The sequence below is a fragment of the Streptomyces sp. NRRL B-1347 genome, from assembly GCF_000720325.1.
GTDB lineage: Bacteria > Actinomycetota > Actinomycetes > Streptomycetales > Streptomycetaceae > Streptomyces.
Genome location: NZ_JOJM01000063.1, coordinates 84,712 through 102,429, shown reverse-complemented (window position 1 = coordinate 102,429; position 17,718 = coordinate 84,712). Strand labels below are relative to the sequence as shown.

Annotated in this window: 13 protein-coding genes; 7 read left to right on the top strand and 6 right to left on the bottom strand. The window is 73.4% G+C overall.

Translation table 11 applies throughout. The features are described 5' to 3' along the window. Positions 1 to 177 precede the first annotated feature (177 nt). Together IG74_RS0135960 and IG74_RS0135955 are read left to right on the top strand one after the other, a co-directional pair. Complete coding sequence (locus IG74_RS0135960; RefSeq protein WP_030685911.1) at positions 178 to 1,128, top strand: protein phosphatase 2C domain-containing protein; 951 nt, start codon at positions 178 to 180, stop codon at positions 1,126 to 1,128. Positions 1,129 to 1,182: 54 nt separating this feature from the next. Next, positions 1,183 to 2,925, top strand: a complete 1,743-nt coding sequence (locus tag IG74_RS0135955) for a pyruvate dehydrogenase (RefSeq protein ID WP_030685910.1) — start codon at positions 1,183 to 1,185, stop codon at positions 2,923 to 2,925. A 16-nt stretch (positions 2,926 to 2,941) separates the two neighbouring features. Here IG74_RS0135955 and IG74_RS0135950 read toward each other — a convergent pair whose 3' ends face one another. Beyond that, positions 2,942 to 3,454 (bottom strand): hypothetical protein, encoded by a 513-nt coding sequence (locus IG74_RS0135950; protein ID WP_051856127.1) that lies wholly within the window; start codon positions 3,452 to 3,454, stop codon positions 2,942 to 2,944. Positions 3,455 to 3,503: 49 nt separating this feature from the next. Then, positions 3,504 to 6,584: an alpha-mannosidase gene (locus IG74_RS0135945; RefSeq protein ID WP_030685908.1), complete on the bottom strand. Its 3,081-nt coding sequence runs from the start codon at positions 6,582 to 6,584 to the stop codon at positions 3,504 to 3,506. A 164-nt stretch (positions 6,585 to 6,748) separates the two neighbouring features. On the opposite strand from IG74_RS0135945, the gene IG74_RS0135940 reads away from it, so the two are divergent. Beyond that, positions 6,749 to 7,228 carry an ATP-binding protein gene (locus IG74_RS0135940; protein WP_078869329.1) on the top strand — a complete coding sequence of 160 codons (480 nt, stop codon included), beginning with the start codon at positions 6,749 to 6,751 and terminating at the stop codon, positions 7,226 to 7,228. Positions 7,229 to 7,311: 83 nt separating this feature from the next. Here IG74_RS0135940 and IG74_RS0135935 read toward each other — a convergent pair whose 3' ends face one another. Together IG74_RS0135935 and IG74_RS0135930 are read right to left on the bottom strand one after the other, a co-directional pair. Continuing rightward, on the bottom strand, positions 7,312 to 8,364 hold the full coding sequence (locus IG74_RS0135935) for a DUF2637 domain-containing protein (RefSeq protein WP_030685906.1): 1,053 nt from the start codon (positions 8,362 to 8,364) through the stop codon (positions 7,312 to 7,314). A 238-nt stretch (positions 8,365 to 8,602) separates the two neighbouring features. After that, on the bottom strand, positions 8,603 to 9,472 hold the full coding sequence (locus IG74_RS0135930) for a (2Fe-2S)-binding protein (protein ID WP_030685903.1): 870 nt from the start codon (positions 9,470 to 9,472) through the stop codon (positions 8,603 to 8,605). A 182-nt stretch (positions 9,473 to 9,654) separates the two neighbouring features. Here IG74_RS0135930 and IG74_RS0135925 point away from each other — a divergent pair, with 182 nt between their 5' ends. Next, the gene (locus IG74_RS0135925) at positions 9,655 to 10,383 is read left to right on the top strand and encodes a GntR family transcriptional regulator (protein WP_051856124.1); all 729 of its coding nucleotides are present in this window, start codon (positions 9,655 to 9,657) and stop codon (positions 10,381 to 10,383) included. A gap of 230 nt (positions 10,384 to 10,613) precedes the next feature. On the opposite strand, the gene IG74_RS0135920 is transcribed toward IG74_RS0135925, so the two are convergent. Continuing rightward, positions 10,614 to 11,390, bottom strand: coding sequence for a hypothetical protein (locus IG74_RS0135920; RefSeq protein ID WP_030685899.1), 777 nt, complete (start codon positions 11,388 to 11,390; stop codon positions 10,614 to 10,616). A 163-nt stretch (positions 11,391 to 11,553) separates the two neighbouring features. Then, a complete protein-coding gene (locus tag IG74_RS0135915) occupies positions 11,554 to 13,272 on the bottom strand; it encodes a PucR family transcriptional regulator (RefSeq protein WP_030685897.1) in 1,719 nt (572 codons plus the stop codon). Between the two features lie 521 nt (positions 13,273 to 13,793). Between IG74_RS0135915 and IG74_RS0135910 the strand changes: the two genes are divergently transcribed. From IG74_RS0135910 to IG74_RS0135900, 3 genes are read left to right on the top strand one after another with little or no spacing between them, the layout of a single operon-like run. Further along, on the top strand, positions 13,794 to 14,684 hold the full coding sequence (locus IG74_RS0135910; RefSeq protein ID WP_030685895.1) for an FAD binding domain-containing protein: 891 nt from the start codon (positions 13,794 to 13,796) through the stop codon (positions 14,682 to 14,684). Next, positions 14,684 to 15,277: a (2Fe-2S)-binding protein gene (locus IG74_RS0135905; protein WP_030685892.1), complete on the top strand. Its 594-nt coding sequence runs from the start codon at positions 14,684 to 14,686 to the stop codon at positions 15,275 to 15,277. Before IG74_RS0135910 ends, IG74_RS0135905 begins: the two co-directional genes overlap by 1 nt. Before the next feature lie 4 nt (positions 15,278 to 15,281). Further along, complete coding sequence (locus IG74_RS0135900; protein WP_030685890.1) at positions 15,282 to 17,672, top strand: xanthine dehydrogenase family protein molybdopterin-binding subunit; 2,391 nt, start codon at positions 15,282 to 15,284, stop codon at positions 17,670 to 17,672. Positions 17,673 to 17,718: the final 46 nt, after the last annotated feature.

The following is a 17,718-nucleotide window of genomic DNA, read 5'->3' as shown; positions in this document are numbered from 1 at the left end:
CCCGCGGGCCCCGTCACCTTCCCCTCCGCGCCCGAGCGGCCCGCCGCGCCCCCCACCCCGGCCTCCACGGAGAGCAGCTCCGCCACCGTCCCGGCCTCGCGCACCCCGGAGACCCCGGCGGAGCCGGACGCCCAGGGACCCGTCGTCGAAGCCCTCGAACTCCCCGCCAGGGCGTACGTGGGCGACGGCCCCCCGACCTACGAAGCCGAGCCGACCGGCCTGCCCGCCGCCGACCCGGACGACCTTGACAGCCTCGTCGCCGACACCGTGCTCGACGGCGCCCGGTACGGCTCCAGCACGCTGCGCGCGGTCTCCGTACGCGGGGACTCCGCCCGGTACCGGGCCGAGCCGCGCCGGGACGCGCTGCTCACCGCCCGCTTCGGGTCCGGCGACGACGCCCTCGTCCTGGTCGCCATGGCCACCGGCGCCCGCGCCACGGCGGGCGCCCACCGCGCGGCGGCCGACGCCTGCGCGTGGATCGGCCGGGCCGTGGGCCGCAGCCACGCCCGGCTCGCACAGGACATCAGGGCCGCGCGGCGCGGCGACCTGAAGTCGGGCCTGCACCGGCTCACCGACCGCAGCCTCGGCAAGCTGCGCGCCCGCGCCGCCGACCTCGGCCTCGAACCGGAGGAGTACACGGCATCGCTGCGCTGTCTGCTGCTGCCCGCCGACCCGCGCTGCCGCACCCGGGTGTTCTTCGGCGTCGGCTCCGGCGGCCTGTTCCGGCTGCGCGGCGGTGAGTGGCAGGACATCGAGCCGCGCGTCGCCACCGCCACGGGCGCCGCCGTCGTCGGCTTCGGCTCGCCGCCCGCCGAGACCTCCGACGGCGACCGGCTCACCATGGACCTGGGCATCACCACGCCCCCGAGCCCGTACGAACCCGCCCCGGCCCCGCCCCGCGACCCCTTCCGCTTCCGCGCCTCCGTCGCCCGCCCGGGTGACGCGCTGCTGCTGTGCACCGGCGGCCTCGCCGAACCGCTGCGCGGCGAGCCCGAGCTGTCCCGGCACCTCACCCGCCGGTGGGCCGAGGGCGGGCCGCCCGGCCTCGCCGCGTTCCTCGCCGACACCCAAGTACGGGTCAAGGGGTACGCCGACGACCGGACCGCTGCGGCCGTTTGGGAGGCGTGAGGGCGCCCCCTGTGAATTCATGGACCCATAGCGACCGAAGGGGTGCATGAAGACATGGCCAAGCAGAACGTCGCCGAGCAGTTCGTCGACATCCTCGTCCGCGCCGGGGTCAAGCGGCTCTACGGAGTCGTCGGCGACAGCCTCAATCCCGTCGTCGACGCGATCCGCCGCACCCCGCAGATCGACTGGATCCAGGTCCGGCACGAGGAGACCGCCGCCTTCGCGGCCGGCGCGGAGGCCCAGATCACCGGCACCCTCGCCGCCTGCGCGGGCTCCTGCGGCCCCGGCAACCTCCACCTCATCAACGGCCTCTACGACGCCCACCGCTCCATGGCCCCGGTGCTCGCCCTGGCCTCCCACATCCCGTCGTCGGAGATCGGCCTCGGCTACTTCCAGGAGACCCACCCCGACCAGCTGTTCCGCGAGTGCAGTCATTACAGCGAACTGATCTCCAACCCCCAGCAGATGCCGCGCCTGCTCCAGACCGCCATCCAGCACGCCGTGGGGCAGTCCGGCGTCAGCGTCGTCTCGCTGCCCGGCGACATCGCGTCCGAGCCCGCCCCGGACCAGGCCGCCGAGACCGCCCTCGTGACCTCGCGCCCCTCCGTGCGCCCCGGCGACGCCGAGATCGACCGGCTCGCCGCGATGATCGACGAGGCCGACAAGGTCACGCTCTTCTGCGGCAGCGGCACCGCGGGGGCGCACGCCGAGGTCATGGCCTTCGCCGAGAAGCTCAAGGCCCCCGTCGGGCACGCGCTGCGCGGCAAGGAGTGGATCCAGTACGACAACCCGTACGACGTGGGCATGAGCGGGCTGCTCGGCTACGGCGCCGCGTACGAGGCGACCCACGAGTGCGACCTGCTGATCATGCTCGGCACCGACTTCCCGTACAACGCGTTCCTGCCCGACGACGTGAAGATCGCCCAGGTCGACGTGCGGCCCGAGAACCTGGGGCGCCGCTCGAAGCTGGACCTCGCCGTCTGGGGCGACGTGCGCGAGACGCTGCGCTGCCTCACCCCGCGCGTCTCGCCGAAGTCGAACCGCAAGTTCCTCGACAAGATGCTGAAGAAACACGCCGACGCGCTCGAAGGCGTGATCAAGGCCTACACCCGCAAGGTCGAGAAGCACGTCCCGATCCACCCCGAGTACGTGGCCTCGGTCCTCGACGACCTGGCCGACGATTCGGCGGTCTTCACGGTCGACACCGGCATGTGCAACGTCTGGGCGGCCCGCTACCTCACCCCGAACGGCAAGCGCCGCATCATCGGCTCCTTCAGCCACGGCTCCATGGCCAACGCGCTGCCCCAGGCGATCGGCGCCCAGTTCGTCGACCGCGGGCGGCAGGTCGTCTCCATGTCCGGCGACGGCGGCTTCACCATGCTGATGGGCGACTTCCTCACGCTCGTGCAGTACGACCTGCCGGTGAAGGTGGTCCTCTTCAACAACTCCTCGCTCGGCATGGTGGAGCTGGAGATGCTCGTCGCGGGCCTCCCCTCGTACGGCACCGCCAACCACAACCCCGACTTCGCGGCCGTGGCCCGTGCCGCCGGGGCCTACGGGGTGCGCGTGGAGAAGCCCAAGCAGCTCGCCGGGGCCCTCAAGGGCGCCTTCGCCCACAAGGGCCCCGCCCTCGTCGACGTCGTCACCGACCCCAACGCCCTCTCCATCCCCCCGAAGATCAGCTCCGACATGGTCACCGGCTTCGCCCTCTCCGCCAGCAAGATCGTCCTGGACGGCGGAGTCGGCCGCATGGTCCAGCTGGCCCGCTCCAACTTGCGCAACATCCCGAGGCCTTGAGCCACCGCCCGCCGCATCAGGCCGCCAGGGCCTCACGGAGCGTTGCAGGCTTGAGTCCGAAGGTGGCGCGGGCGTCGCTGTCGTCCACGGTGAACGGGCGCTCGGACATGTAGCTCATCTCGGCGAACTCGCGCCACAGCGGATCGGTGAAGGACAGCAGCGCCAAGTCCCGTTCGGTGAGCGGATCCAACCGCGGTTCGGGCGCTCCGTGGAGTGCGGCGAGCTCGGTCGCGGCCTCGCGCACGGTCGTGGTGATGACCGGGGCGTGCCAGGCCCGTCCCCAGGCCCGCTCGTCGCCGCTGACCGCCACCAGCGCCGCCGCGACGTCCTCGGTGTAGGAGAACGAATGCGCGGCATCGGGGTTGCCGAGGACGAGAGCCAGTTCGCCCTCGCGGACCCGGGGCGCGATCAGCAGGGTGAACGGTGAGACCGCGCCGGAGCCCAGGTACTGGCCGGCTCGCACCTCGGTGACCCGCAGCCGCCCTTCGTCGTGCGCGTCCTTGGCCCGCTGCCACAGGTCGGCCCGCAAAGGCCAGGACCGACTCCCGGGCGGGAAGCACCCCGCCGCGGGGGAATCGCTACGCCGGGCGCAGCCGTAGCGTCAGGATCTGGAAGGGCCGCAAGGAGACGGCGAGGCCCGCTGCGGTGGTGGTGGCGGGGCGCAGGGGCCGTTCGAGGAGGTCCGTGACCTCCGCGCGGGCCACGGGGAACGCCGCCGTCAGCACGGCGCGGGCCCGGCCGCCCCGGGACTCGTAAAGGCGCACCACCACGTCCCCGCTCCGGTCCTCCGCCAGCTTCACCGACTCCACCGTCACCCCGGGGTGGTCGACCCGCACGAGCGGCGCGACGTCGCCCGCCTCCGCCACCCGGAGCGGCAGGTTCAGCGCGAGCCCCTCGGCGACGGCGTCCCCCACCTCCGCCCCGGGGAGCAGCGCGTACGTGAAGCGGTGCGGGCCCACGTCCGTGTCCGGGTCGGGGCTGTGCGGCGCCCGCAGGAGCGTGAGGCGCACGGTCGTGCCGAGCCCGTCGGCGTGCTCGGCGCGCGTCACGTCGTGCCCGTACGTCGAGTCGTTGAGCACCGCGACTCCGTAGCCGTCCTCCGCCACCCGCAGCCACCGGTGCGCGCAGATCTCGAACCGGGCCGCGTCCCAGCCGGTGTTGGCGTGCGTGGGCCGGTGGACGTGCCCGAACTGGATCTCAGCGGTGGACCGTTCGGCGTGCACGTCCAGCGGGAACGCGGCCTTGAGCACCTTCTCCGACTCGCGCCAGTCCACGTCCGTGACCACGTCGAGGCGGCGGCTGCCCGCCGCGAGCCGCAGCTCCTGCGTGATCCGCGAGCCGTTCCCGAAGGCGCGTACGACCCGTACGGAGGCGCGCAGCGGCCCGTCCTCGACCAGCTCCACGGACTCGGCGGCCGTCAGGTCGGCGTGCCGGTGGCGGTAGTGCTTGTCCAGGTCCCAGGCGTCGTAGCGGGTGGGGTGGTCCGGGTGCAGCTGGAGGAGGTTGCCGCGGGCGCCGGGCGCGAGGACCTCGCGGTCGTGGTCCAGGTCCCGCACGGAGGCGAGCAGCCCGTCGGCGTCGACGGTGACGCGCAGGTGCTCGTTCGTCAGGATGATCTCGGTGCCGGTCCGCGTCGCCGACGTCACCGCCTCCGGGGCGCGCTCGTGCCCCGCGGCCACGGTGAGGCCGCGGGTGCCGAGCGGGCCCACGTGCACATGGGTGAGCGCGCCGCCGTGCTCGACGACCTCGCTGCGCGCGTACGGTGACGCGTTCAGCACGCAGATGCCGCCGGAGCCGGAGCCGGACCCGGACCCGAGGTGACGTACCGCGTCCGTCGTGATGCCGTCGAGCTCGGCGAGCACGCGCGCGTAGGTGTCCCGCGCCTCCCGGTGCACCCACGCGATGGACGAGCCCGGCAGGATGTCGTGGAACTGATGCAGCAGGACCGTCTTCCACAGCCGGTCGAGGGCGTCGTACGGATAGGCGTAGCCGGAGTCCTTGAGGGCGGCGGTGGTGCACCACAACTCGGCTTCCCTGAGGGCGTGTTCGCTGCGCCGGTTGCCGCGCTTGGTCGCCGCCTGCGTGGTGTACGTCGCCCGGTGCAGCTCCAGGTACAGCTCGCCGGACCACACCGGGGCCCGCTCGCCGTACTCCTCCTCGGCCGCCGCGAAGAACGCCGACGGCTTCTCGATCTCGACCCGCGGCGAGCCCTCCAGGGACCGCAGCCTGCGGGCCCGCTCCAGCATCTCGCGGGTCGGCCCGCCCCCGCCGTCGCCCCAGCCGAACGGCACCAGGGAGCGGGTCGCGCGCCCCTTCTCCGCGAAGTTCCGCTCGGCGTGGGCCAGTTCGGAGCCGAGGAACTGGGAGTTGTACGTGTCCACGGGCGGGAAGTGCGTGAAGACGCGCGTGCCGTCGATGCCCTCCCACCAGAAGGTGTGGTGCGGCATCTTGTTGGACTGGTTCCAGCTCAGCTTCTGGGTGAGGAACCAGCGCACGCCCGCAAGCCGCGCGAGCTGCGGGAAGGCGGCCGTGTACCCGAAGGAGTCCGGCAGCCAGATCTCCTCGGTCTCGACCCCGAACTCCTCCTGGAAGAACCGCTTGCCGTGCACGATCTGCCGGGCCAGGGCCTCCCCGCCGGGCATGTTCGCGTCCGACTCCACCCACATGGAGCCGACGGGCGCCCAATTGCCCGCCGCCACCGCCTTCTTGATCCGCTCCCAGATGTGCGGCTGGTGCTCCTTGACCCATGCGTACTGCTGCGCCTGCGAGCAGGCGAAGACCAGCTCCGGATAGTCATGCGCGAGCGCCGTCACGTTGGCGAACGTCCGGGACGCCTTGCGCACCGTCTCGCGCAGCGGCCACAGCCACGCCGAGTCGATGTGCGCGTGACCGGCCGCCGATACGCGGTGGGAGCTGGCGTGCGCGGGCCGCGCGAGCACCTCGGCCAGCTCCGCGCGGGCCGCGGCGGCGGTGCCCCGCACGTCGTGCAGATCGAGCGCGTCGAGCATGTCCTCCAGGGCCCGGAGGATCTCGTGGCGCCGCGGCCGCGCCGCGTCCAGCTCGCCCATCAGCTCGGACAGGACCTCGATGTCCAGGAGCAGATGCCATACGGCCTCGTCCAGTACGGCCACGTCGGCAGCGGCGAATCGGTACATCGGCTGATCGCCCGCGGTCAGGACGTCGCCGAGCCGGGTCGGCACGAAGTCGTGCAGGACCGTCGGGTTGGCCGCAGCCTCAAGCAACAGGCGCACCGGCTCCCCGCCCTGGGCGCGGGCCGCGACGGGAACGTGGCGGTTGCGCGGGTGAATGCCCTTCAGCGGGACCCCGGAGGCGTCGTAGACGAGGCCCTCGGCCTGGAACCCGGGCCCCTCGCCGGTGAACCCCGGATCGACGACGACCTCCACCCGCCGCCCGCGCCACGCCTGAGGCACCTGCCCCTCCAGCCGGAACCAACTCGTCGACCAGGGCTTTCCCCAGGCGGTGCCGGTGTCGAAGGGCTCGTACACCGCGTCGAGCGCCTCGGTGACGGGCGCAGGCTCGCCGACCGCGTGCCACACGGAGAGCGCGAGCGGCACGCGGTCGGCGTACTGGGCGGGCCGGATGAACTGCCGCACCGCGCGCTCCAGGCGCTCTTCCACCAGCAGTCGGTCGTCGTGCACGGCGGCTCCTCCACATGGTCGATCCCGAGTGGTACTCGGCTTCACTTCCCCTCAACCCATCGGCGCATCCGCTTCGTTGGTTGACGAATGGACATGAGTGGCGCCAAGTGGGGCGGGCATGCATCCCGTGAGCATGTTCGATGACGGACTTGTGGGCGGGGGTCATGGTCAGGTACGCGCAAGGAGGTGCCGCCATCGGTTGGGGGGCGGCCTCGGTGAGACGAGAGGACCATCAAGTCGACGGTGTGACGAGTGAGAGCGGGCTCCAGCTGCGGCGCAGACTGGTCCGCTCCGACCTGCGGGCGGTGTCCGAGGCCCGGGCCGCGCTGCGGGACCTGCTGCGGCGCTGGGGGCGCACCGGCTCGTCCGACGTGGCCGAGCTGCTCACCAGCGAACTGGTCACGAACGCCCTGGTGCACACCGACCGCGACGCGGTCCTGACGGCGACGGTGGGGCCGCGGCGGCTGCGGGTCGAGGTCCGGGACTTCGTGGGACGGCGACCACGGGTGCGGACCCCCGCGGCGGGCGACGCCACGCACGGCCGCGGCCTGATGCTCGTCCAGTCCCTGGCGGACGCGTGGGGCGTACGGGCGCACGGCGTGGGCAAAGCGGTGTGGTTCGAGCTGGACGCGGACAGCTTCTAGCCCTTTGCCGGTCCGGGGGCTCCGCCCTCGGACCGCCGGTCCGGGGGCCGGGCCCCCGGACCGGTGAAGGGCGCCCCGCGAGGTCAGCCGAACTGCTGCTCCAGATCCTTCAGCTTGCGCTCCAGCGAGTCGAGGCGCGGAATCGTCTGCGTGTCGTCCTCGGCCGTGAGGTCGACCGTCACGGTCTCAGGTCCGCCCTTGACGGCCTGGAGGGAGGGACGGGACCGCACGGGCAACTGCTCCTGCTGCGGCGGGGCCGCTATGGCAGGGTCCGCGCCGACCTGCGCGGACCCCACCGACTGCGTCACGGCCGGGACGTCGACCTGCCGGCCCCCGCGCCCGTGGTAGCCACGGCCCCTGCTGATGGCCTTCAACTGCGCCCGCTCCAGCTTCTCCTGGTCGCGGCGGCGCGTCCTGGCCTGCTCCTTCTCGCGCCGGTCCTCGCGGACCTCCTCGACGGCCTCGTCGAGCGTGCGCACGCCTTCGAGGAGCATCAGCGACCACGCGCCGAACGTCTCCCGGGGCGCCCGCAGCCACCGTACGATCCGGATCTGCGGCAGCGGCCGCGGTACGAGGCCCTGCTCGCGCAGCGCGGCGCGGCGGGTCTGCTTGAGCGCCCGGTCGAAGAGGACGGCGGCGGACAGGGACATCCCGGCGAAGAACTGCGGGGCGCCCGCGTGGCCGAGCCCGCGCGGCGCGTGCACCCAGTTGAACCAGGCGGCTGCCCCCGCGAACGTCCACACCAGGAGCCGCGAGCCGAGCGCCGCGTCCCCGTGGCTGGCCTCGCGCACCGCGAGCACGGAGCAGAACATCGCGGCCCCGTCGAGCCCGAACGGCACCAGGTACTCCCAGCCGCCCGACAGGTTCAGGTTCTGCCGGCCGAAGCCGACCAGGCCGTGGAAGGAGAGGGCCGCGGCGACGGCCGCGCAGCAGAAGAGGAGGACGTAGGAGGCGGTGCCGTAGACGACTTCCTTGCGCCTGCGGCGCTCCTCGTTGCGCTCCCACGAGTCCTCGGCGGGGGCCGCCTTCGTCTGGGCTTTCTTGCCCCGTGCGAGCACCGCCACCGCCACTGCCATGCCCAAGAGCAGGACGCCGCCGGGCAGCAGCCAGTCCAGCGATATGTCGGTCAGTCTCATCTGGGGTCCCTTGCGTCGCGGTAGGGCGTTTCGGGCGCCATAGTGACCCACGCCCGACGGCGCTCAAGGGGTTTTCCGGCAAGAGGACGCCAAGTGGGTGGCAAGGACCGCGCCACGCCGGGAATCGTTCGAACTACTGCCAGGAATATGCGAGTTGAGTTCGATTAGGTGTGCGCGGGGGGGTGGCGGGACGGGCCCGCGCGGCGGCCGGGACCGGCGGCGGGCGGGCCGGAGAGCGTCAGGCGGCGGCCGTGGCGGCCAGCTTGGCGACGCGGTCCGCGTCGCACATGCGCGGGCAGGTGACGCAGGTGTCCTCGGGCTTCAGCGTGTAGAACATGCAGCAGCTGGCCCGGTCGCGGGTGGGCAGCTTCTCGCCGTTCGGCCCGGTCAGCTCACGGAACGCGGCCGTGCCGACGTACGGCTTGGTGGCGCCGGGGAGCAGCCGCTCCAGCTCGGCGGTGGCGCGCTGCTCCTCGCCGAGGAGGTGGGCGACGTACCAGATGCCCTCGACGATCTCGTCCGTCGCCATGGCCCACAGCGCGCGCCCGCGGCGCCGCATGCGCGGCCCGAAGCCGTCGAGGAGCGGGCCCAGGTGCTCGGCCACGGCGGCCCGCACCTCGGCGCGCAGCGCCTCCTCGTCCGGTACGACGACGGCGCCGGGCAGCCCGGCCGCCGGGTCGTCCGGCAGACAGGCGAAGGAGGTGGGGCGCACGGCAAGCGTGCCGAGCGCGCGCTGGAAGGAGACGTGCTCCACGGGGTAGCGCGGGACGCGGCGGTGCAGGAACCACGGCACGGTGATCAGCAGGACGGCGGGCCAGGCGTAGCGGTGCAGCGCGAAGCTGGCCACGACGTCGGGGCGGGCGCGCTGTCCGTAGTCCTTGAGGACCTGTGCCTCGTCCCAGGCGAGGAACTCCTCGAACTCCGGACCGGCCGCGGCGAGCCGGGCGACGGAGACCCAGCCGTCTCCGTGCGGCGCCTGTTCGTCCTCGGCCAGCTCCTGGATCCGCAGCCCGGGGTACACCTCGGTGAGGCGGGCGTAGGAGCCCGTGACGGGGCTGTGGCGGGGCGCCGTGTGCCGGGCGCCGGGCTCCAGGGTGGGAACGGACATGCGGGACCGCCGAATCACGATCGATTGCAGGTAAGCCTAACCTTACCCAACATGATCGAGGTTTCAACTGGAGTGCGGTCCGCCTAAGGTGCTTCTCGGATGATTCGGGTCGTACGTTTTGCGTCCGGCGCGATCCCATACGTGACGGGTGGGCCGCGGGAGCGCGGGAGCGGGAGGTAACAGTGGAGCGGGCCGGAGCGCGTGCGACGGAGGCCTCCCCCCGCTGCGCCGGCGCGCGGGTCCCGGAGCAGGCCGGGGCGGAGGGCGCGGACCGGGGGACGCGCGGCGGCGTGCGGCGCAGCTCCGTGCGCGGCCAGGTCCTCGACGCCCTGCGGGCCGCGCTCGTCGACGGCGACCTCGCCCCCGGCGAGGTGTACTCGGCGCCCGCCCTCGGGGAGCGCTTCGGGGTCTCCGCGACGCCCGTGCGCGAGGCCATGCAGCAGCTCGCCCTCGAAGGCGCGGTCGAGGTCGTACCGAACCGGGGGTTCCGGGTCGCGCGGCGCGGGGCGCGGGAGCTCGGGGAGCTGGCCGAGGTGCGGGCCCTGATAGAGGTGCCGGTGATGCTGCGGCTCGCCCGCAGCGTGCCCGCTGGGCGGTGGGAGGCGCTGCGGCCGCTCGCGGAGGCCACGGTGGCCGCCGCCGCGGCCGGTGACCGGGCCCGCTACGCGGACGCGGACCGGGCCTTCCACCGGGCCCTGCTCGGGCTCTCCGGCAACGGGCAGCTCGTCCAGGTCGCGGACGATCTGCACCGGCGGTCCCAGTGGCCCCTGGTCACCGGGCCCGTGCACGCCCGCCGCGCGGACCTGGTCGCGGACGCGGCCGAGCACACGGCCCTCCTCGACGCGCTGGTCGCGGGCGACCTGGGCGTGGTGCAGTCCCTGGTGCGGGAGCACTTCGCGGGCAACGGCTGAGCCGCGCCTTGTCGCGCTGACGCGCTCGTCCTCAAACGCCGGACGGGCTGAATGACCTCGGTGCGGGCCGGACGCTTTCCGCGGATCCGCGGACGAGATCCGGTCCGCACCGGCAACCATCCAGCCCGTCCGGCGTTTGAGGACGAGGCGCGGAGCGCCGACAAACGGGGGGTACGGGGGGCGGAGCCCCCCGGAGCGGGAAGGGGCGGGTCTGGGGCGCGCCGCGTGGGTTAGGCCGCCGGGGCCGGTGGGGTCAGTTGGGGGGCCAGCCAGGAGGGGACGTTGCCGAGGAGGCGGAAGAGGCGGGTGGCCTCGGCGCGGAGGCGGGAGGCCTCGGGTTCGGGCTCGGCGTCGGCGAGGGCGGCGAGTGCCGGGGCCGTGCCGACGAGGAAGCCCAACTCCTCCCGGAGCCGCAGGGATTCGGTGAAGCCGTGCCGGGCCTCCGCCAACTCCCCCTCGCGCAGGGCGAGTCCGGCGAGGTGCCGCCAGGTGAAGGAGAGCAGGAGGGAGTCCTCGTGCGCGGTGGCCCCGGCGTGGGCGCGCCGGTACGCGGCCCGCGCGGCCTGCGGCGAGTCGGCGAGGTGCTCCGCGACCAGGCCGCGCCGGAAGTCCAGGAGGGCCCGCCCGATCGCCCCGGGCGCGAGCAGCGCGGCGGCGCGGCCGAGCGCGGTGCGGGCCTCGTCGGCCCGGTCACGTACCCCCAACACAGTTGCGGCGTAGGCGAGTTGGCCGCGCTCGCAGGCGGCGGCGCCGCGCGCGTCGTCATCGTCGGCGACGGCCTCCGCCGTCCGCAGGCTGTCCTCGGCCTCGCCCCACCCCTCCCCGGTGAACAGGCAGCGCTCGACGAGCAGGGAGGTTCTCTGGAGCGCGGCGGCCGCGCCCTCCCGGGTCGCGAGCAGTGCTGCGGCGTCGGTCCAGCAGCCGCGCGAGCGCAGCCGCCATACCGCGGTCTGGAGTGGATCGTGCCCTGAGCCATTTCCCGTACCAGACATGGCGGTATGCGCCACGTTGCCCTCCCCTAGCGCACCATTGAGCTGTTGAGTCGTGGGCGAATCTCAGCACGGATCGGCGCGCCTGGCCAAGAGGGTGGGTGAAGGATTTCACAAAGTTGGGGGAGGCGGATGGTGTCGTTTTGGGCCGGGCCGACCGGCTCGCGCCCGCGCGCGCGGCTCAGCTCATCCGCAATGCCAAGAAGAAATCCAGCTTGTCTTCCAGGCGGGCGAGGTCACGGCCCGTCAACTGCTCGATTCGGCCCACGCGGTAGCGCAGTGTGTTGACGTGGAGGTGCAGCCGGGTCGCGCAGCGCGTCCACGAGCCGTCGCAGTCGAGGAACGCCTCCAGGGTGGGGATGAGCTCCGCCCGGTGGCGGCGGTCGTACTCGCGCAGCGGATCCAGAAGCCGGGCGGTGAACGCCCGGCGCACGTCGTCGGGCACGAATGGCAGCAGCAGCACGTGGGAGGCCAGCTCCTGGTGGCCCGCGGCGCAGACCCGGCCGGGCCGGGCGGCGGCCACCCGGCGGGCGTGCCGGGCCTCTTCCAGGGCGCCGCGCAGGCCCTCCGCCGAGTGCACGGCCGCGCTGACGCCGAGGGTGAGGCGGCCGTCGTCGGCGAGGCCCGCCGAGAGGGGCTCGCGCACGGCGGCGAGGAGCGCGTCGGCGAGCAGGCCCGCGTCGCCGCCCTCGGCCTCCGGGGACATCGCGGGCAGCGGCACGAGCGCGATGGCCTCGTCGCCGGTGTGCGCGACGGCGATCCGGTCGGACGGGTCGGGGCCCGCGGTCGCCGGGTCGACGAGGATCTCCTCCAGGAGCGCCTGGGCGACGGGACCGCTCTCGATCCCCGCGCGGCGCCCGCCCGCGGCGTCGGCCGAGGGCCCGCCCTGCACGTCGTCCCACTCCACCCGGGCCACCACGACCTGCCAGTGCGGGGCCGCGCCGAGCCCGGGGAGCAGCACCGGCGCCGCGACTCGCAGGCGCGCGGCGATCTCGGCGGGCGCGGCACCCGTCTGGACCAGTTCGAGGACCTCCTGCGCCAGGCGGCGGCGCACCGTGCGCGCCGCGTCCCTGCGGTCCCGCTCCACGGCGATCAGCTGGGTGACGCCCTGGAGCAGGTCAAGCCGCTCCTCGGGCCAGTCGCCCGCGTCGGCCTCGACGGCGAGCAGCCAGTCGGAGAGCACGGTCTCGCGCACGTCCCGGGAGGCGCTCGCGCTGCCCCGGCCGCTGGAGCGGATGGGGAACAGCGAGTACGTCAGGCCGTCCACGGCCACCCGGTGCGGCCCGCGGCGGCCGGTGCGGGCGGCGGCCAGGTGCTCCCCGGCGAGCCGCGCGCGGATCCGGGCGGACAGGCCGGGCGCGCCCGCGGCCGCCCCTGCGATGGCGCGCCCGGCGGGGGAGAGCACCCAGGCGCGCAGGTCCAGGTCGGAGCCGAGCAGGTCGAGGACCACGTCCGGGCCGCCGCCCGCGGGGCCCGACGTCATCAGGCGGCGGTGCCGGTCCACGACGGCCGCGAGGTCGCCCGCGCGCTCGCCGGAGACCTGGCGCACCACGTGCTCGGTGATCGTCGCGAACGCCACCGACTCGTTGACGGCGAAGAGCGGGAGCCGGTGCCGGGCACAGGCCTCGACGAGGTCCTCGGGGATGTCGCCCAGCTCGGCCTCGCCCGCCGCGAGCGCCGCGACGCCCGCGGTCGCGAGGATCCGGACGAAGGGCTCCGTGTCGGCGGCGTCCCGGCGCCAGGCGAGGCCGGTGAGCACCAGCTCGCCGCCGCCCAGGTAGCGGCTGGGGTCGCGCAGGTCCGTGGTCATCACGCCCCGCACGGTGCGGTCGAGCTCGTCCTCGCCGCCGAGCAGCCTGAGGCCGAGGGCGTCGGTGTCAAGGAGTGCGCGCAGCCGCATGGTGTCGTCGCCGCCGATCTGTCTCGATTTCGTGTGCGCCCGGCCGCGCCGGGGGCTCCGGGGGCCGTGGGCCCCGGTGTCCTGGCGGTTTCCGGGGGAATCCGAAGAGGTTACTGAGGCCTGTTCTTCATATGAATCTACAAGACTCGCGGCTTGGCCTGCCAACTCCTTCATGGTTTCGGTGACTGACCCCATCGGAGGAGCGGGCGGTGTACTTGCCCCACTCCGCGTTAACAGCACATGAACGAGCAGTCGAGAGGCGAACGGCCCACTTGGCCGGATCGATCGCCTCCACTCGGAAGCCGCGCCCCCGCCTCCACCCGGAAGGCGGACAGCCGCTTCCCCCGGAAGGCCGCGACAGGCGTTCACGATCAGCAGCACCGCCACCGGTACCCGAGCACCGCGTACGAGCACGACGTACGAGAGCGACGTACGAGCACCGGTCGCGCGCACCGCGTACGAGCACCGCGTACGCACACCGAGCACGATGACGACGCACGATTACGAAGAGAGAGCCACTCATGGACTTCCTTCGCCCCGCCAGCTGGGAGGAGGCGCTCGCCGCGAAGGCCGAGCACCCCACGGCTGTGCCGATCGCGGGTGGCACCGACGTCATGGTCGAGATCAACTTCGACCACCGGCGGCCGGAGTACCTCCTGGACCTGGGCCGCATCGGTGAGCTGCGGGAGTGGGAGGTCGGCGAGGACACCGTCCGGCTCGGCGCCTCCGTTCCGTACACCGACATCATGGAGAACCTGCGCGCCGAGCTGCCCGGTCTCGCGCTCGCCTCGCACACCGTGGCATCGCCGCAGATCCGCAACCGCGGCGGCGTCGGCGGCAACCTGGGCACCGCGTCCCCGGCCGGCGACGCCCACCCGGCGCTCCTCGCCGCGGGCGCCGAGGTCGAGGTGGAGTCCGTGCGCGGCACCCGGCTGATCCCGATCGACGACTTCTACACCGGCGTGAAGCGCAACGCGCTCGCCCCCGACGAGCTGATCAGCGCCGTGCACATCAAGAAGGCGGAAGGACCGCAGCAGTACTCGAAGGTCGGCACCCGCAACGCGATGGTCATCGCCGTGTGCGCCTTCGGCATCGCGCTGCACCCCGGGACCCGCACCGTGCGCACCGGCATCGGCTCGGCCGCTCCCACCCCGATCCGGGCGAAGGCCGCCGAGGAGTTCCTGAACGCGGCCCTGGAGGAGGGCGGCTTCTGGGACAGCAAGAAGATCATCACCCCGTCGGTCGCCAAGCAGTTCGCGGAGCTCGCCTCGGGCGCCGCCAACCCCATCGACGACGTCCGCGGCACCGCGAGCTACCGCCGCCACGCCGTCGGCATCATGGCCCGCCGCACGCTCGGCTGGACCTGGGAGTCCTACCGCGGCACGGGCCGCAGCACGGAGGGAGTCGCGTAATGCGTGTCAACTTCACGGTCAACGGCCGTCCGCAGGAAGCCGACGACGTGTGGGAGGGCGAGTCCCTGCTGTACGTGCTGCGCGAGCGCATGGGCCTGCCGGGCTCCAAGAACGCCTGCGAGCAGGGCGAGTGCGGCTCCTGCACGGTCCGCCTCGACGGCGTGCCGGTGTGTGCCTGTCTGGTCGCGGCCGGGCAGGTGGAGGGCCGGGAGGTCGTCACCGTCGAGGGCCTCGCCGACTTCGCCAAGCAGCGCGCGGAGCACGCGGGCTGCGCCGCCGAAGCCTCGGGCGCCTGCGGGGTCTCCCTGGACCAGGCCAAGCGCTGGCAGGCCTCTCCCGCCGACTCCCAGACCGGCGAGGGCACGGAACTCTCGCCCATCCAGCAGGCGTTCATCGACGCGGGCGCCGTCCAGTGCGGCTTCTGCACCCCGGGCCTGCTGGTCGCCGCCGACGAGATGCTGGAGCGCAACCCGGACCCGTCGGACGCCGACATCCGCGAGGCCCTCTCCGGCAACCTGTGCCGCTGCACGGGCTACGAGAAGATCCTGGACGCGGTCCGCCTCGCCGCCGCGCGCCAGACCGAGGAGGTCTGAGGACATGGCCGACACCCGTACGACGGGCATTCCCGCCAACGTCACCCAGGGGGCGCAGACCAAGGGCGGCATCGGCGAGTCCACCCTCCGCCCGGACGGCACGCTCAAGGTCACCGGCGAGTTCGCGTACTCCTCCGACATGTGGCACGAGGACATGCTGTGGGGCCAGATCCTGCGCTCCCCGGTCGCGCACGCCGAGATCGTCTCCATCGACACCGGCGAGGCCCTCGCCACCTCCGGCGTCTACGCGGTCCTCACGTACGACGACCTGCCGACCGACGTGAAGAACTACGGCCTGGAGATCCAGGACACCCCGGTCCTCGCCCACGGCAAGGTCCGCCACCACGGCGAGCCGGTGGCCCTGGTGGCCGCCGACCACCCGGAGACCGCGCGCCGCGCCGCCGCCAAGATCAAGGTCGAGTACCGCGAGCTGCCCGTCATCACCGACGAGGCCAGCGCGACGGCGCCGGGCGCGGTGCTCGTGCACGAGGGCCGCGACGACCACCACGCGGGCCACGTGCCGCACCCGAACATCGTGCACCGCCAGCCGATCGTGCGCGGCGACGCGGCCGCGGCCGCGCGGCGGGCCGACGTGATCGTCACGGGCGACTACACCTTCGGCATGCAGGACCAGGCCTTCCTCGGCCCCGAGTCCGGCCTCGCCGTGCCGGGCGAGGACGGCGGCGTCGACCTGTACGTCGCCACCCAGTGGCTGCACTCGGACCTCAAGCAGATCGCCCCGGTCCTCGGCCTGCCCGAGGACAAGGTGCGGATGACGCTCGCCGGCGTCGGCGGCGCGTTCGGCGGCCGCGAGGACCTGTCGATGCAGATCCACGCCTGCCTCCTCGCGCTGCGCACCGGCAAGCCCGTCAAGATCGTCTACAACCGCTTCGAGTCCTTCTTCGGGCACGTCCACCGCCACCCCGCCAAGCTCCACTACGAGCACGGGGCCACCAAGGACGGCAAGCTCACGCACATGAAGTGCCGGATCGTCCTGGACGGCGGAGCGTACGCCTCCGCGTCCCCTGCCGTGGTCGGCAACGCCTCCTCGCTCAGCGTCGGCCCGTACGTCGTCGACGACGTGGAGATCGAGGCCATCGCGCTCTACAGCAACAACCCGCCGTGCGGCGCCATGCGCGGCTTCGGCGCGGTCCAGGCGTGCTTCGCGTACGAGGCGCAGATGGACAAGCTGGCCGCGGCGCTCGGGATGGACCCCGTCGAGTTCCGGCAGCTCAACGCCATGGAGCAGGGCACGATCATGCCGACGGGGCAGCCGGTGGACTCGCCGGCCCCGGTCGCCGAACTCCTGCGCCGGGTCAAGGCGATGCCGCTGCCGCCCGAGCGCCAGTGGGAGACCACCGAGGGCTCGGACGTGCGCCAGCTGCCCGGCGGCCTGTCCAACACCACGCACGGCGAGGGCGTCGTCCGGGGCGTCGGCTACGCGGTCGGCATCAAGAACGTCGGCTTCTCCGAGGGCTTCGACGACTACTCGACCGCCCGGGTCCGCATGGAGGTCGTCGCGGGCGAGCCGGTCGTCACCGTGCACACCGCGATGGCCGAGGTCGGCCAGGGCGGCGTCACCGTGCACGCGCAGATCGCCCGCACCGAGCTGGGCGTCACCCAGGTGACCATCCACCCGGCCGACACCCAGGTCGGCAGCGCGGGCTCGACGTCCGCGTCGCGCCAGACGTACGTCACCGGCGGCGCGGTCAAGAACTCCTGCGAGGCCGTCCGCGAGAAGGTCCTCCAGATCGGCCGGGAGAAGTTCGGCACGTACCACCCGGCGTGGGCCACCGCCGAACTCCTCCTGGAGGGCGGCAAGGTCGTCACCGACGGCGGCGAGGTCCTGGCCGACCTCGTCGACGTGCTCGAAGGCGAGGCCGTCGACATCGAGCTGGAGTGGCGCCACCGGCCCACCGAACCCTTCGACCTGCGCACGGGCCAGGGCAACGGCCACGTCCAGTACTCCTTCGCCGCACACCGCGCCGTCGTCGAGGTCGACACCGAGCTCGGCCTGGTCAAGGTCATCGAGCTGGCCTGCGCGCAGGACGTCGGCAAGGCGCTCAACCCGCTGTCCGTCCTCGGCCAGATCCAGGGCGGCACCATCCAGGGCATGGGCATCGCGGTGATGGAGGAGATCGTCGTCGACCCCAAGACCGCGAAGGTCAGGAACCCGTCCTTCACGGACTACCTGCTCCCGACCATCCTCGACACGCCGACCATCCCGGTCGACGTCCTCGAACTCGCCGACGAGCACGCCCCGTACGGCCTGCGCGGCATCGGCGAGGCCCCGACCCTGTCGTCGACGCCCGCGGTCCTCGCCGCCATCAGGAACGCGACGGGACTCGAACTGAACAGGACGCCGGTCCGCCCGGAGCACCTCACCGGAACCTGACCGGCCCCCCCCGCTCTCCGGGCGGTGTGCGCCTCCCAGGAACGTC

Coding starts and splice junctions, on each gene's coding strand:
- IG74_RS0135955 (WP_030685910.1), top strand. CDS start 1,183: ATGGCCAAGCAGAACGTCGCCGAGCAGTTCGTCGACATCCTCGTCCGC.
- IG74_RS0135940 (WP_078869329.1), top strand. CDS start 6,749: ATGGTCAGGTACGCGCAAGGAGGTGCCGCCATCGGTTGGGGGGCGGCC.
- IG74_RS0135935 (WP_030685906.1), bottom strand. CDS start 8,364: ATGAGACTGACCGACATATCGCTGGACTGGCTGCTGCCCGGCGGCGTC.
- IG74_RS0135930 (WP_030685903.1), bottom strand. CDS start 9,472: ATGTCCGTTCCCACCCTGGAGCCCGGCGCCCGGCACACGGCGCCCCGC.
- IG74_RS0135915 (WP_030685897.1), bottom strand. CDS start 13,272: ATGCGGCTGCGCGCACTCCTTGACACCGACGCCCTCGGCCTCAGGCTG.
- IG74_RS0135910 (WP_030685895.1), top strand. CDS start 13,794: ATGGACTTCCTTCGCCCCGCCAGCTGGGAGGAGGCGCTCGCCGCGAAG.
- IG74_RS0135905 (WP_030685892.1), top strand. CDS start 14,684: ATGCGTGTCAACTTCACGGTCAACGGCCGTCCGCAGGAAGCCGACGAC.
- IG74_RS0135900 (WP_030685890.1), top strand. CDS start 15,282: ATGGCCGACACCCGTACGACGGGCATTCCCGCCAACGTCACCCAGGGG.